This is a genomic window from Aquitalea sp. ASV15 (assembly GCF_016429115.1).
In the GTDB taxonomy this organism is placed as follows: domain Bacteria; phylum Pseudomonadota; class Gammaproteobacteria; order Burkholderiales; family Chromobacteriaceae; genus Aquitalea; species Aquitalea magnusonii.
The window spans coordinates 36,823-51,385 of sequence record NZ_JAELTZ010000008.1 but is presented as its reverse complement, the minus strand read 5'-3'; the positions used below and the strand labels follow the sequence as shown (position 1 = coordinate 51,385).

Annotated in this window: 12 protein-coding genes; all 12 read left to right on the top strand. The window is 47.3% G+C overall.

The window, feature by feature from the left end:
• Window positions 1-8: 8 nt before the first annotated feature.
• The 12 genes from JHD64_RS05300 (at window position 9) to JHD64_RS05245 (ending at window position 14,526) form a co-directional block, all read left to right on the top strand.
• Entirely contained in the window at window positions 9-1,355 is a 1,347-nt protein-coding gene (locus tag JHD64_RS05300; RefSeq protein ID WP_199052502.1) for an O-antigen ligase, read from the top strand.
• Window positions 1,356-1,961: 606 nt separating this feature from the next.
• Window positions 1,962-2,732, top strand: a complete 771-nt coding sequence (gene rfbF, locus JHD64_RS05295; RefSeq protein ID WP_059284760.1) for a glucose-1-phosphate cytidylyltransferase — start codon at window positions 1,962-1,964, stop codon at window positions 2,730-2,732.
• On the top strand, window positions 2,729-3,793 hold the full coding sequence (gene rfbG / locus JHD64_RS05290) for a CDP-glucose 4,6-dehydratase (RefSeq protein ID WP_199052501.1): 1,065 nt from the start codon (window positions 2,729-2,731) through the stop codon (window positions 3,791-3,793). Before rfbF ends, rfbG begins: the two co-directional genes overlap by 4 nt.
• A gap of 12 nt (window positions 3,794-3,805) precedes the next feature.
• A complete protein-coding gene (gene rfbH, locus JHD64_RS05285) occupies window positions 3,806-5,122 on the top strand; it encodes a lipopolysaccharide biosynthesis protein RfbH (RefSeq protein WP_110313127.1) in 1,317 nt (438 codons plus the stop codon).
• Between the two features lie 8 nt (window positions 5,123-5,130).
• Window positions 5,131-5,559, top strand: a complete 429-nt coding sequence (locus JHD64_RS22445; protein WP_370540935.1) for a GtrA family protein — start codon at window positions 5,131-5,133, stop codon at window positions 5,557-5,559.
• Window positions 5,556-6,497 carry a glycosyltransferase family 2 protein gene (locus tag JHD64_RS05275; RefSeq protein ID WP_059284757.1) on the top strand — a complete coding sequence of 314 codons (942 nt, stop codon included), beginning with the start codon at window positions 5,556-5,558 and terminating at the stop codon, window positions 6,495-6,497. Before JHD64_RS22445 ends, JHD64_RS05275 begins: the two co-directional genes overlap by 4 nt.
• A 6-nt stretch (window positions 6,498-6,503) precedes the next feature.
• The gene (locus JHD64_RS05270; protein WP_199052499.1) at window positions 6,504-7,574 is read left to right on the top strand and encodes an NAD(P)-dependent oxidoreductase; all 1,071 of its coding nucleotides are present in this window, start codon (window positions 6,504-6,506) and stop codon (window positions 7,572-7,574) included.
• A gap of 39 nt (window positions 7,575-7,613) precedes the next feature.
• The gene (locus JHD64_RS05265; RefSeq protein ID WP_059284754.1) at window positions 7,614-8,687 is read left to right on the top strand and encodes a nucleotidyltransferase family protein; all 1,074 of its coding nucleotides are present in this window, start codon (window positions 7,614-7,616) and stop codon (window positions 8,685-8,687) included.
• A gap of 111 nt (window positions 8,688-8,798) precedes the next feature.
• Entirely contained in the window at window positions 8,799-10,757 is a 1,959-nt protein-coding gene (locus JHD64_RS05260) for a hypothetical protein (RefSeq protein WP_146215923.1), read from the top strand.
• An 8-nt stretch (window positions 10,758-10,765) separates the two neighbouring features.
• Window positions 10,766-11,983: an acyltransferase gene (locus tag JHD64_RS05255; protein ID WP_199052498.1), complete on the top strand. Its 1,218-nt coding sequence runs from the start codon at window positions 10,766-10,768 to the stop codon at window positions 11,981-11,983.
• Window positions 11,980-13,101 carry an N-acetylneuraminate synthase gene (neuB, locus tag JHD64_RS05250; RefSeq protein ID WP_199052497.1) on the top strand — a complete coding sequence of 374 codons (1,122 nt, stop codon included), beginning with the start codon at window positions 11,980-11,982 and terminating at the stop codon, window positions 13,099-13,101. The genes JHD64_RS05255 and neuB overlap by 4 nt, the downstream gene beginning before the upstream one ends.
• A 42-nt stretch (window positions 13,102-13,143) precedes the next feature.
• Window positions 13,144-14,526, top strand: coding sequence for a nucleotide sugar dehydrogenase (locus tag JHD64_RS05245; RefSeq protein WP_199052496.1), 1,383 nt, complete (start codon window positions 13,144-13,146; stop codon window positions 14,524-14,526).
• The last annotated feature ends 37 nt before the right edge of the window (window positions 14,527-14,563 follow it).

Below are 14,563 nucleotides of genomic sequence, written 5' to 3'. Positions count from 1 at the left end.
AGGTATTCATGAGTCGTTTTCTGTCGATGAGCGACACGGCAGCCAGCAAAGGCTGGCACGCAATAGCGGTACTGTTGCTGTCTTTCATCTATGTTGCCGTATGCAGCGTGGGACACACGGTAGCATTGCGCTATGCCTTGCAAGGTGGCTTGCTGCTGTTGGCACTGCCTTTGTTGCCCCGCAGCTTGCCTACTTTCCGGGCCGCCAGATATCCCGTCATCCTGCTGGCCCTGTTCATGGCCTATGCCACACTGCATACCTTGTTGTTATCACGCTGGCCAGCCATTTCCATGGCGGAACTGCGCAGCCAGCTGGGGATGGCTACATTATGGTTTGTGATCGGAATGGTCTTGTACCGGGTATGGCGCAAGTTTTCCATCATCGACGTGGTCATTGGCGGTGGCGTTGCGCTGGCCGTGGCCGAGTTTGTCCTGGAGGCCTACCAGTATTTCTCTACCGGCACCTGGCCTTACCGCGAGACATTTTCCACACCCACGTATCTTGAGTTCACCTTTCTGATCAATTTCGTATTGGCCTTTGTTGTTGCCACCTTGTGTTTTGGTCATTGGGGACGGCAACGCGTCAGCCGCATCAGCAAACCATGGCTGCTGGGTATTCTGGCCTTGTTTGTGTTTGTCAGCCTGCATGCTGCGGCCCGTAACGGCATGATAGGCATGGTCTATCTCAGTTTTTCCATGCTGCTGCTGTACTCCATTTTCCAGGGCGTGAAGCATGGCTGGGGCAAGTTATTGCTGATCTGGCTGGTGGTACTCGGCACGCTGAGTGGCTTGGTGACCTATGCCATCAAGCAAGACAGCCGCAATCTGGCGTTTACCGAATCGGTTGCGGCAGGCTGGGATTACCAGCATCACCCCACCTGGACCCAGATCGGCCCCTTGCCGCTGATGTCCAACGGCCAGCCAGTCGATGATTCGGCCTTCAAGCGCGTAGCCTGGATTCACAGCGGTCTGGACATGATTGCCAGCCACCCGCTGGGATTTGGCTTCATGCGCGAAGTATTTGCCCAGGCGGCCACCAGCATGGGCATCAAGAATAATCTGGGGCATGCCCATAGCGGTTTCATCGACCTGGGGCTGGCACTGGGTATCCCCGGCATTGTGCTGTGGTTGCTGTTTTGCGCCAGCCTGTTTGTTACCGGCTATCGGCGTTTCCGCTATCAGCAGGATGTACGCGGGCTGATGCTGATGCTGATGGTGTGTGGTTTCCTGGGGCGCATGCTCAACGAAAGCATCTTCCGCGATCACATGTTGCAGTTGTTGTTGTTTGTAGCCGGGGCCTTGCTTGCCGAATTGGCCCATGAAAATTACTCAGGCGCAGTCGATACTGCCAAGTAAATATTGTAAGCAACTATTTCATTCCACATGATTAGTCATTTTGACTTTTTTGGCATGCTTTGCAAGTACCATGACTCCCTGAGTAAGTGTTTATAAACTGTCATCTGATTCTAAGCATACTTCATTGCACATTTCAGGTAGGCTGGTGACAAGTAGTTGGTGATACTGTATTGCATCAAGTGTGATGGGTTGAATACTGATTTAGCCAAAAGTTCAGAATTTACTTCTTTTTGATTCATACATTCCTATAGGTTTGAAGAGCTCTTTCATCATTATATGTCATCAGTTGCATGGTAAAATATTCTGTGTGATTTTGTAGGGAGGCGAATGAAATTTATTTGTAGGCATCTTTTTATGATGCATTTGCACTTCTTATTGTGGTGGCTTGCCGTTTTATAACTGTATTATTTTATGTTGTGCTAAATGGTATGACTATTCACCGATTAGTGAATAGGGTCTAATTGTGCGGCAGTGATGTATTGTCCGTGGTTATTGACTTGATTGGGTCATTTTATTTGGACATGCCGCATCTTTGACATTGCTTGATATGTGTTAAGATTAAAGTTGATATTTTTTATCTTCCACTCTGTTTTTGGAGTCATTTAAATGAAGGCAGTATTGCTAGCTGGTGGTTTGGGGACCAGAATTTCCGAAGAGACTCATCTCAAACCTAAACCAATGATTGAGATCGGCGGTCGCCCAATCCTTTGGCATATCATGAAAATGTACTCTGCGCATGGTATTAATGATTTTGTTGTGTGTTGCGGTTATAAGGGTTATGTCATCAAAGAGTACTTTGCAAACTACTTCTTGCATATGTCAGATGTTACATTTGATATGCGTAGCAATGAAATGCAAGTGCATCAGAATAACGCCGAATCCTGGAGGGTGACGCTTGTGGATACTGGTGAAAGTACCATGACAGGTGGGCGTCTACGCCGTGTGGCTCAGTATGTAGGTGATGAAGATTTCTGCTTTACCTATGGTGATGGTGTTGGTACGGTTGATATTCGTGCATCCATTGAATTTCACAAAGCTCACGGCAAGCAAGCTACTGTAACCGCTGTCCAGCCACCTGGCCGGTTTGGGGCGTTGGAAATCAACGGGAGTAGCGTCAATAGTTTTATGGAAAAACCGACTGGTGACGGTGCTTACATCAATGGTGGTTTTTTTGTCCTGTCGCCAAAGGTAATCAGTCTTATAGACGACGACACTACCATCTGGGAGCGCCAACCTCTAGAAGCGTTGGCACGCTCAGGTCAGCTGCAAGCCTTCAAGCATGATGGTTTCTGGCAGCCTATGGATACCCTGCGGGACAAGCAGCACCTGGAAGAACTGTGGAATAGTGGTAAGGCACCGTGGAAGGTGTGGGAATGACCCCCGAGTTCTGGCAAGGCAAGCGTGTTTTACTGACTGGGCATACCGGATTCAAAGGTAGCTGGATGTCCTTGTGGCTTCAGTCGCTTGGTGCTGAACTGCATGGATTCGCTTTATCACCACTCAGCTCTCCATCCTTGTTCGAAACCGCTGGACTAATGCACGGTATGTGTTCCGAGATCGGAGATATCCGTGATTACGACCATGTGTTGCGCGTAGTTCAGGATTTTCAGCCTGAAATTGTCATCCACATGGCGGCCCAGCCGCTTGTGCGTTATTCCTACAGGCATCCGATAGAAACATACGCCACCAACGTGATGGGAACCGTGCATCTTCTTGAAGCAACCCGGCAGGTTGGTAGCGCCAAGGTGATTGTCAACATCACGACAGACAAGTGCTACGAAAACCGTGAGTGGGTATGGGGGTATCGTGAAGATGAGCCTATGGGCGGGCATGATCCATACAGCAGTAGCAAAGCTTGTGCAGAACTGGTCAGCTCTGCCTATCGCCGTTCCTTCTTGCAAGAGGCGGGCATTTCACTAGCAACAGTCCGTGCTGGTAATGTGATTGGTGGCGGTGACTGGGCTGAAGATCGTCTGGTTCCCGATATGCTGCGGGCCTTTGAAAAAGGATTGCCTGTAGTTATTCGCAATCCGCTTTCTACTCGCCCTTGGCAGCATGTACTAGAGCCGCTTTCCGGATACCTAGATTTGGCAGAAAGGCTCTGGCACGAGCCTTTGGCTTTTGCTGAAGGATGGAATTTCGGTCCCAAAGACGAAGATGCCAAACCGGTAGAATGGATTGTGTCCAAGTTGTGCGACAAATGGGGTAGCGGCGCTAGCTGGCGCTTAGATGATGCTGCTCAGCCGCACGAAGCTGGTTTTCTAAAACTGGACATTTCCAAAGCCCGCCATCTGCTTGGTTGGGGCCCTCGTTGGTCATTGGAGCAGGCGCTGGAAAAGATTGTTTCGTGGCACAAGGCCTGGCTGGCAGGTGAGGACATGCGTCAACTGTGTCTGCAACAAATCCATGAATATCAAAAAACTCCCATTAAGTATTAAGAGTGTGAATCAATGACGGATACCAAAATTCTTCGTGAGAAAATCAGCCAACTGGTGGCTGAATACGCCGAGCAAGCGCTGGCGGCAAAACCTTTTGTACCAGGACAGACCGTTGTGCCGCCGTCCGGCAAGCTTATCGGGGCTGAGGAGCTGCAAATGATGGTGGAGGCCTCGCTGGACGGTTGGCTGACGACTGGCCGCTTCAACGACGAATTCGAGCGTAAGCTTGCTGAGTTTTACGGTGTCAAATATCTTATTACCGTTAACTCTGGCTCTTCGGCCAACCTTGTTGCTTTTAGTACGCTCACATCACCCAAGCTGGGCGAAAGAGCTATCCGCCCAGGTGACGAAGTCATCGGTGTGGCCGCAGGCTTTCCCACTACCGTAAACCCGATCATCCAGTTCGGCGCAATTCCTGTATTTGTCGATGTGGAGCTCGGTACTTACAACATTGATGCCAGCAAGATAGAAGCTGCCATCAGTTCGAAAACCAAAGCCATCATGCTAGCCCACACCTTGGGCAATCCGTACAACTTGGAAGTCATCTCCGCGCTGTGCAAGAAGTACAATCTGTGGCTGGTGGAGGACTGCTGCGACGCACTGGGCTCCACCTACGATGGCAAGATGGTTGGCACATTCGGCGATATCGGTACTGTCAGCTTCTATCCGGCCCACCACATCACCATGGGCGAAGGTGGTGCAGTATTCACCAATAATGAAGAACTGAAGAAAATCGCGGAAAGTTTCCGCGATTGGGGCCGTGATTGCTATTGCGCACCAGGCCGCGACAATACCTGTGGCAAGCGTTTCTGCCAGAAACTGGGCAGCCTACCGGAAGGCTACGATCACAAGTACACTTATAGCCATCTTGGTTACAACCTCAAGATCACGGACATGCAAGCGGCCTGCGGTTTGGCACAGCTGGCCAAGGCTCCTGAGTTTGTACAAAAGCGCAAGGACAACTTCGCCTACCTCAAGACTCGCCTTCGTAGCTGTGAAGAGTTCCTCATTTTGCCAGAGGCTACTGAAAAGTCTGATCCTTCCTGGTTTGGCTTTCCGATCACGCTTCGTGAAAATGCACCAGTTTCTCGCGTGGAATTACTGCAGTACCTTGATCAATATCGCATAGGCACCCGTTTACTGTTTGCGGGCAATCTGACACGTCAGCCTTATATGATAGGTCGAAATTACCGTGTTGTGGGTGAGTTGACTAATACAGACATCGTCATGAACAACACCTTCTGGATTGGAGTCCAACCAGCATTGACCGAAGAAATGCTGGATTGGGCGGCTACCAAAATTGAGGCCTTTTTAGGTGTTAATTTTTGATTAAGTCTATGGTGGCCAGCCTTAATAGGCTGGCTAAGAAAAAAGGTATTTCGACCGAAGAGCTCCTCCGCTATGTACTTGTTGGAGGAGGTAATACCATTTTTGCTTATGTATTCACTGTGGTGGTCTACTATCTATTTCAGCAAAAATTTCACATCGTACTAATTGTTATCTTTACTAACATTGTGTGTATTACAGTATCATTTTTCACAAACAAGTTTCTTGTGTTTAGAAGTAAGTCGCACTGGCTTTTAGAGTATTTGCGCTGCTATGTCGTATATGGAGGTAGTACTGTTCTTGGAATCGCGGGGCTATGGCTGTTGGTAAGTCAGATTGGAATCCCATTCTGGATTGCACAGGCTGGTCTTATGGTGATTAGTGTCGTTTTTTCGTATGTCGGTCACCGAAAATTTACATTTAAGAGCGTAAGATCATGAGCAATAAAAAAATTGTTAGCATCGTTGCAGGTTGTTATAACGAAGTGGACAATGTTGAAGAGTTGACTAGGCGAGTTGGGCTGGCTATGAGTCAGTTCCCAGAATTGGACTATGAAATAATTCTGATTGATAATGACAGTGTCGATGGTACTGATTTAAAAATAAAGCAGCTATGTGAGGCGGATAAACGGATAAAGGCAATTTTCAACGTCCGCAATTTTGGGCATATACGTTCACCATATCACGCTTTGCTTCAGGCCCAAGGTGATGCCGTGATCGGCATGGCTTCAGACCTGGAGGATCCGCCGGAGCTAATTGTTGATTTTGTCAATAATTGGTTGAAAGGCAGTAAAATAGTCATTGGGGTTCGCCGATCGCATCAGGAAAAAGGACTTACGCCTTATTTGAGGAAATTATATTACTCGCTGATTACTAGGATATCAGAAGTCGATCAAGTGAGGAACTTTACCGGTTTTGGCCTTTACGATAAAAAGGTAATGGATATTTTACGTGATATGCAGGATCCTTACCCATATTTTCGTGGGTTGATCTGCGAGATTGGCTATCCACGCGTGGAAGTCCCTTTTGACAAGCCATTGAGAAGATCAGGGCTATCAAAAGGAAATTTCTTTGTTTATCTTGATAGTGCTTTGCTTGGAGTGGTAAATCACTCCAAAGCTCCTTTACGTCTCGCAACCATTATTGGTGGCTCCATGAGTGGCTTGAGCTTCATGCTTGGGGTTTATTATCTGGTGCGGAAACTTATTGCGTGGGATGATTTTCAAGTAGGTTTTGCACCTCTTGCAATAGCATTATTTTTCTTTCTAGGTGTTTTATTTTTCCTTGTTGGAATGTTAGGTGAGTACATTGGCCTTCTGGTGACGCATACGGTTAAACGACCGATGGTTGTCGAGCGGGAACGCGTCAATTTCGAATAAATAGCTATGAATACATCAATTCCTGCCGGTTTTTCTCTTTTTAAACAAGATTTGAATGAAATCATTCAGAAAACGAGTGATGTTCACCATGATTTTGAAAACGGTAATGTCTTTATTACCGGCGCTAGTGGTTTCTTTGGCATATGGTTAGTTGAAGCGTTCCTTTGGATAGCACGTGAGCGGCGGATGAATCTGACGGTTACTGTGCTACTTCGTGATACTGCCAAATTTTTTGCACGCTATCCTCATCTTCGTGGCAATGATGCGCTGCGGTGGGTGGAGGGTGATCTCGATGATTTCAAGTTTCCTGATCAGCCTGTCAGTCATATCATTCATGCTGCGTCTGTACCCAATCTTGGCGGGTATGATGATTGGGCGAGTGAACATATATGCGCTGGCGTAATTGGTATGAGCCGGGTTCTGAAATTGGCCGCAGAAAAACAGGTCCGAGCGTTGCTTGTTACGAGCTCCGGTGGTGTCTATACCTCGGTGCTTGAATACCAGAGTGAAAGTGGCTTTGTCGAAGAAGTTGACAGTATGGCAGCGTTGACGAGTGAGAAGGTTGTCTACGGTCAGACCAAGCGAATGATGGAAATCATGTCTGCGGCAGAGGCAAGAAAACATGGTTTCAAATTGGCCATCGCGCGATGCTTTGCTTTCGTCGGTCCTTATCTACCCATGAATGCCAACTATGCAATTGGCAACTTCATCCGCGATGCCCGTGCGGGTAAGGACATTGTGATCATGGGTGATGGTACTCCACTACGCTCCTATTTGTATGCTGCTGACTTAGCTGCATCCTTGATCCGAATGTTGGTGAAGTCACGCAGTGGCGTGCCATACAATATTGCCGGTAAGGAAGTACTATCCATCAAGGAGCTTGCCCTGCTGGTTGCTCAGTGCCACGATATGCCAACCGAGTCGGTAAAAGTAATGACGCAGGTAATCTCTGGTGCACCGGTAAATAAGTATCTGGCTGACATCGATAAAGCCTCCAAAGAAGGACTGCTTTGTGACTCCACCAGTCTAGTGGATGCCATTACTAGAACAAGCAAATGGCTTGATCAGAAAGCATGATGTCGGTAACCCATTAAGAATATATTTTGAGCAATTGCAATGAAAAATGTTGAGCTCTCCAGAATTTCTGTTAATGCGGAATCCAAAATTTCCGATATCGTCAGCTGTATTCAGAACAGTGGCTCAGTAGCGTGCTGTCTTTACTACAATAATGAAGGAAAATTCGAGAATATATTCACTGATGGTGATGTACGTCGTGCCTTCTTGGCTGGGCGAGGGCTGGCCGACTCTGCACAGGAAGTACTCAAGATCAAGCAAGCGAGTAGCAGATCAAAGCCGATTACTGCTAACGAAGATGCTACGGAAGATACACGACGTGACTTGTTTACCGAGCATAGCTTACGACAGCTAGTGCTGGTAGATCAGCTTGGAGATCCGGTAGACGTAATTGGTGCTGATTATCTTTGCCATGAGTATGATTTCCAGAAGAAGAATTTTTCAGCCATTGTCATGGCGGGTGGCTTCGGTACGCGCATGCGACCTTTTACTGACACCACTCCCAAACCGATGCTGAAAGTGAATGGGCGTCCAATTCTGGAAATTAGCATCATGAAGATGATCGAGTTCGGTGTACGTAAGTTTTACATCACTACGCACTATCTACCGGAGAAGATCATGGAGCACTTTGGCGATGGTAGCCGCTATGGTGTCGAAATTAAATATATCAATGAAGACACTCCTTTAGGTACCGGTGGTGCATTGGCTCTGGTAGATCAACCAGATGAGCATATGTTGGTTTTCAATGGTGATATTCTCACCAATCTGAATGTACGAATGTTTTTTGCAGATCATATGCGAACCAATGCTTGTATGACTATTGCTTCCACTCAGTACCATGTTGAAGTTCCATTCGGTGTAATCGCTGAAGAGGATGGTGTGGTTGCGAAGATTGATGAGAAGCCGGTCTACAAGTTCATGGTTAATAGCGGAATGTATTTCCTATCGCGTGAGGTTTTCCAATATTTGCCAGCATCAGAAAAATTTAATATGACCGATGTGGCTGAGTGTTTGATCGAAAAAGGGAAAAAAGTATCCTGTTTCCCAATTTTTGAGCATTGGTTGGATGTAGGTCGCCCTAGTGATTATGATATCGCGGCAACAATTTTCGAGTGAGCCTACGAGGCTAGCTTTCATTGCGGATCACCTTGCTGAGTAATTAAATTGCTAACCTTAAAAAGGCTGCCCCTAGTTTTTTTTCTACTGTTTTTCTCTTGTTACTTTTCTTTGAGTAATCCAGGATATTTTTGGGATGACTGGGTCTGGATTTTTAAAGGAAAAGAGGAGGCTATTCGTATTGGGCGCGAGCTCGGAATCTGGTGGGGTGGGTATGCTACTTATGCGATAAATAGTCTGCCTAATCCTGCACTGGCTATACGGTGGTTCGTTTTTGTATTTTGGGGAGCCGCCTCTGTATTGGTGGCCAAGTTTTTTCGGCGCGAAGAATGGGTTAATGCTCCAATGGCTTTTGTTTTGGCACTGTTGCATGCCATTACGCCTGTTGCCTTGGTTCGGTATCAAACAAGTGTAGCTTTTTATTGTTTGTATATCGCTTGCTTCTGGTTTGGAGCGTTGATTTTTTCTAAAAATCGTACTCTGTACTTAAGGTTAATTTCATTACCTTTTTTCTTTTTCTCTTTTTACCTTAATTCATTGCTGGTTGTCTATGCGTTGTTGCTGGCATATTTTTTCTTTCGCTATCCATTGGGCTCTAGGCTACAGATTACGAATTGCAAGAGCTTGTGGGCTTTACTCAGAAAGAATGCCGATGGTGTGCAGGTTGCTTTTTGGGCTGAGTTGTTCATCTTCTTAAGATCAAATGCAGCTTTCGTTTTGCTTCCGATTGTTTTTTATGTATTGAAATGGGTAACGACACAACATTCTCAAATGTATGCTGATTATAATGCGATTCAATTTTCAGATTTGATTTGGAATGCATTTAAAATTTTGCCGACCTTTTTTAAGGCCGTGCGCGATCTTCTTGCTGTCGCTTTTTTTGGTAGTACTACTAAAGGCTTGGTTATTGCTTTTGCCATCAGCTATTCTTTGCTAATGCTTGCTTTTCAGGGGAAAGAGCTGCTGCTTCGTCATGCTGGAAAGTCAATAGCATTGGCGTGTATGGGGATTGTTTTTGGCTGCTTCGCCATTTTACCTTACGTGCTGGTAGGCAAGCCACCCGTACTTACAAGTTATTATGAAGGTCGTCATATTTTACCTGGACTGCCTGCAGTTTTGCTTTTTTTGCTTGGTTGTATTAGCACTGGTCTGGCTTTTGTCCGGCATGAGCGCGTTCGTGTCCAATCGGGCTATGTCATCATTTCATGCTTGTTTGCGTCATTTTCAATGACATCCATGTTTATTGGTGCTGACGTGTGGCGGGACTGGATGCGTCAAGATGCAATATCTGGCTATATAAGAAATAATGCAAAAGAATTTCATGATGTTGGGACCTTTATTATAGTTGATCACACCTCGGGGTATCGTGTAGGTAAGCGAAATATATGGAATTATGAATACACCGGTAATATCATTTACGCCAGAGGCGGAAAAAATAGTCTTGGGGTTGGTGTGAATGAATACCGTCATTGGGGCAATAATCTAATGTTGATTCACGATGCCTCCTATCGTGAGCGTTACAATATTAGCCAATATGTTTTTTCTGCTAGGCATGTCTTTATTGAGATAGACAACGGAAATTATTACCCCAGTCTTGGGACGGTGTTTGCTATTTCAGCATACAGCCTGCTGGGCGAAAAGTGGAAGTCGGAGTCTGGTAAGTTTTTTGAAATTAACTTTCACGAAGAAGCACGGATTTATCCAGTCATGCTGGGAAAGTTACGTTTACTGACAGCTAAGTTGGAAAATTATAAGAAGGTTTATGGTAATTATCCTTTGTCGAATAGGATTGCTGCTCCGGGTAGTGTTTCGTTAATGCGAAATGGCCGTGTCGCACCTATACCGCTTAGTTATGCGGATACTGGTGGAAATGGTTTGGCAGATAAATTTGTGGATATTCCAAACTTCGAGATGGAACCTGGCTTCTTGTATTATTCTAATGGACAGGATTACAAGTTAGTTTACGAAAATGCACCAGATTATAATTATGCGAAAGTGGCGATGACAAAGAATTTGGACCCAAGACATCTTGGGTATGGTTTTTGGACGGTTGGCGCTACGAAATGGTAATTAAGGAAATGAGACATTCTGATGATTCTGTCATTTTTTCGCCTGCCCGGCCTGATGTAAAATCACTGACTGGTCTGCGTTTTTTTGCGGCATTTTTTATTTTGCTTAATCATCTTTTACTCGGTTTTGTCTCTAGGGATACCATGTTTTTTGGGCGATTTCTTGCAAATTGCGCTTTTCTTGGGATGGATATTTTTTTTGTTTTGAGTGGATTTATTATTCACTATAATTATAGTGTTAAAATCAATGGTTCGTTAAAAAAATTCTATGCGTTTTTTGTGGCACGTTTTTCTCGGTTGTATCCTTTGTTTTTAGCAACTTTTATTATTGATTTGGTATTGGTTACTCGTGGTGGTGGTGTCCCGTGGCCAGATGTGCTCCGAGTGATTCCTTTTTTTATATCAATGTCCCAGTCTTGGTTTTATCAGTTGGCGAGCACGGGGGCTACTTTTTACTATATTTTTCCGCGCGCAAGTATTACATGGTCTGTTAGTACTGAAATGCTTATGTATGCATTTTATCCATTGTTATGGTACTGGCTTGTAAGAGTGCGTAGTTTTTCTCTGAAAATGACCGGAATTTTAACAATATTCAGCATACTGGTTCTTTCCTCTGCTTTTAGATGCCTGCATACTAATGAGGCATTTTTTGATAAGATTGGAGTCAGTATTTTTGGTGATATTTCTTCTGTTTCACGAAGCCCTGAATTTTCTTTTTCATTTTGGGTTTGGTATGTTTCTCCATACTCAAGGTTGTTGCAGTTTATATGTGGTATTGTCGTCGCGGATTATTGTTTGAAACAATTTGATCGAGTATTGAATCGTTCTGAAACTATCTTTGTTAAAATTGGTAGCTTGCTGTCATTTTTATATGTTTTAGAAACTTTCCTCCCTCAGAAATATGCCTTTCCGCTGTTTGATGAAATTTTCCAACTATTTGGTTATGCCCCCATTGTCTGCTTTTGTATTTATTATTGCTATGTTTGTCCAGTCGGGCATTTCTCCAGGCTTCTTTCCACGAGTTGGTGTGTGAGGCTGGGTGAACGTAGTTACTCTATTTATATTTGGCATATTTATTTTTACGGTTTTGTCTTGATGTTGCCGGGAACGCGGTTCCTGCATGTGGTCATGGCATGGGTAGGTATTTATATTTTTTCAGCGATTTCTTATGAGTGGCTGGAGAAGCCCTTAAGACAGCGCATGCGCAAGTTGTTGTCTTGGGCATGATCTCCTCCCCTTTAGACATGTCATTCGAGGTGGCTATGGCATTTGGCAGTCAAAACAGTGTTTTCATCATCGCCGAGGCGGGCGTCAATCATAACGGCGACCGCGAAATGGCTTTTCGCCTAGTCGATGCAGCAGTATCCGCCGGGGCCGATGCGGTCAAGTTCCAGACATTCAAGACAGAAAAGCTGGTTTCGCGGTCGGCGCCGAAAGCGGCATATCAAGCGAAGCAGACTGGTGCCGGGAGCAGTCAGTATGAAATGCTAAAGCAACTGGAGCTTTCGCATGACATCCATCATGAACTGAAGGCCTATTGTGTCAAACGCGGCATCCAGTTTCTTTCCACGGCTTTTGACGAAGGGAGTTTGGACTTCCTTTGTGAAATGGATATGCCGTTTTTCAAAGTGCCTTCCGGGGAGCTGACTAACCTTCCGTTGCTGTGGAAATTTGCTCATACTGGCAAACCGTTAGTGGTATCTACTGGAATGGCTACGCTTTCCGAGGTGGAGGCTGCGCTTGCAACCATTTGCCATGCCATTACTCACGAAAGCGAGCCCGCCTCTTTGGGTGAGGTTTGGCGCACTTGGTCTTCGCAAGCGGCGAGAGCAGCGCTTGCAGAACAAGTTGTCTTGCTCCATTGCACTTCGCAGTATCCGACTCCGATGCATGAAGTGAACCTTCGCTCCATGCAAACGCTGGGCAAGGCTTTCGGACTGCGCATTGGTTATTCCGATCATACGGAAGGCACCCTGATCCCGACTGCCGCAGTAGCGCTCGGCGCAGTGGTGATTGAAAAGCACTTCACGCTGGATCGCACATTGCCAGGGCCTGATCACGCCGCATCCCTCGAGCCTGCTGAACTGGCCCAGATGGTTGGTGCTATTCGCCAGCTGGAAGTGGCAATGGGAAGTGCAACGAAGGCCCCCAATGATAGTGAGTGGGATACGCGGGCGGCCGTCAGAAAGCAGGTGGTTGCCGCTCGCCCAATCAAGGCGGGGCATCGATTGGAGCGCGACGATCTGGCTACCGCACGGACTGGCGATGGCCTTGGTGCGGAGCACTTGTGGGATCTTGTGGGCAGCACAGCCAAGCTGGATTTGAATGTTGGCGACCATCTGTAGTGTGATGTTGGCGCAATGCGATTTTGACTGGATTGAATGATTATGCAGAAACAAGTTTGTATTCAGGGTCTTGGTTTTGTCGGTGCGGCCATGGCTGTTGCTTGCGCCCAGGCTGGCAAACGCCAGCAGGGAAAGCCTTTATATCAGGTTGTGGGACTGGATCTGGACAGCCCGGTGGGCAGGGAGCGCATACGCAAGCTGAATGAAGGTGTCTTTCCCTTCGGCACCACGGATAATGACCTGATACGTCTGACCGCCGATTCGCATGCAACCGGTAACCTGAACGCTACGTCCGATATCGAACCGTTGCGAACAGCAGACGTGGTTGTGGTGGATGTGCATTTCGATATTGGCGATCTTAGCGGGGACGGCCATCTCAAAACCGGGCCTTTCCTTGAGGCCATCAAGACGCTTGGCCGAAACATTCCGCAAGGATGCCTCGTGATTGTGGAAACGACTGTGCCGCCGGGCACCTGCCGCAACATCGTCAAGCCTGCGCTGGCGCAATGCGCGCTTGAACGAGGTTTGCCGGAGGATGCGTTTTTACTGGCGCACGCTTATGAGCGGGTGATGCCTGGAGACCAATATCTTGCCTCCATCACGGATTACTGGCGTGTATTCGCCGGCGATACGCCGGCTGCCGCGGATGCCTGCGAAGCCTTCATGTCCACGGTGGTCAACGTGGCGGAGTACCCGCTTACCCGCCTTTCCAATACAACGGCTTCGGAAACTTCCAAAGTTCTGGAAAACAGCTATCGCGCACTGACCATCGCTTTCATGGACGAGTGGGGCAAGTTTGCCGAAAAAGCCGGCGTCGACATGTTCGAAGTCGTGGGCGCCATCCGCAAGCGGCCCACACACAGCAATATCCGCCAGCCGGGTTTCGGCGTGGGGGGCTACTGCCTGACCAAAGATCCCTTGTTCGCCGATCTGGCTGCGAAGGACATATTGGGTCTGGACGGCATCGAGTTCCCCTTGTCGCGGATGGCCGTGCGGATCAACCAGGCCATGCCGCTTCACCCTGTAGACAAGCTGCGGACGCATCTTGGCGGACTGAATGGCGCGAGAGTGCTGCTGGCGGGCGTGTCTTATCGTCAGGATGTGGCGGACACCCGTTATTCTCCCTCCCAGACATTCTATGAGATTGCGGTTGGGGAGGGCGCGGTGGTCATGTGCGCCGATCCATTGTTGAACTATTGGGATGACCTGCAGATTCCGGTGGATGATGCCTTGCCATCGTGCCCTGATGTGGATGCGGTGGTGTTTGCCGTGCCGCACAAGGAATACAAGAAACTGGATCCGGTTGCATGGCTGGACGGGCGCACGCCTTATATTCTGGACAGCAATGATTGCCTCAGCGCCGCTCAGCGCGAAGCCTTTGTGCAAGCGGGTTGCCGGGTCGAATCTGTCGGTCGCGGCTCTTGAGCCGGATTGCCTTATCAAATTTTGAAATTATTCAGGA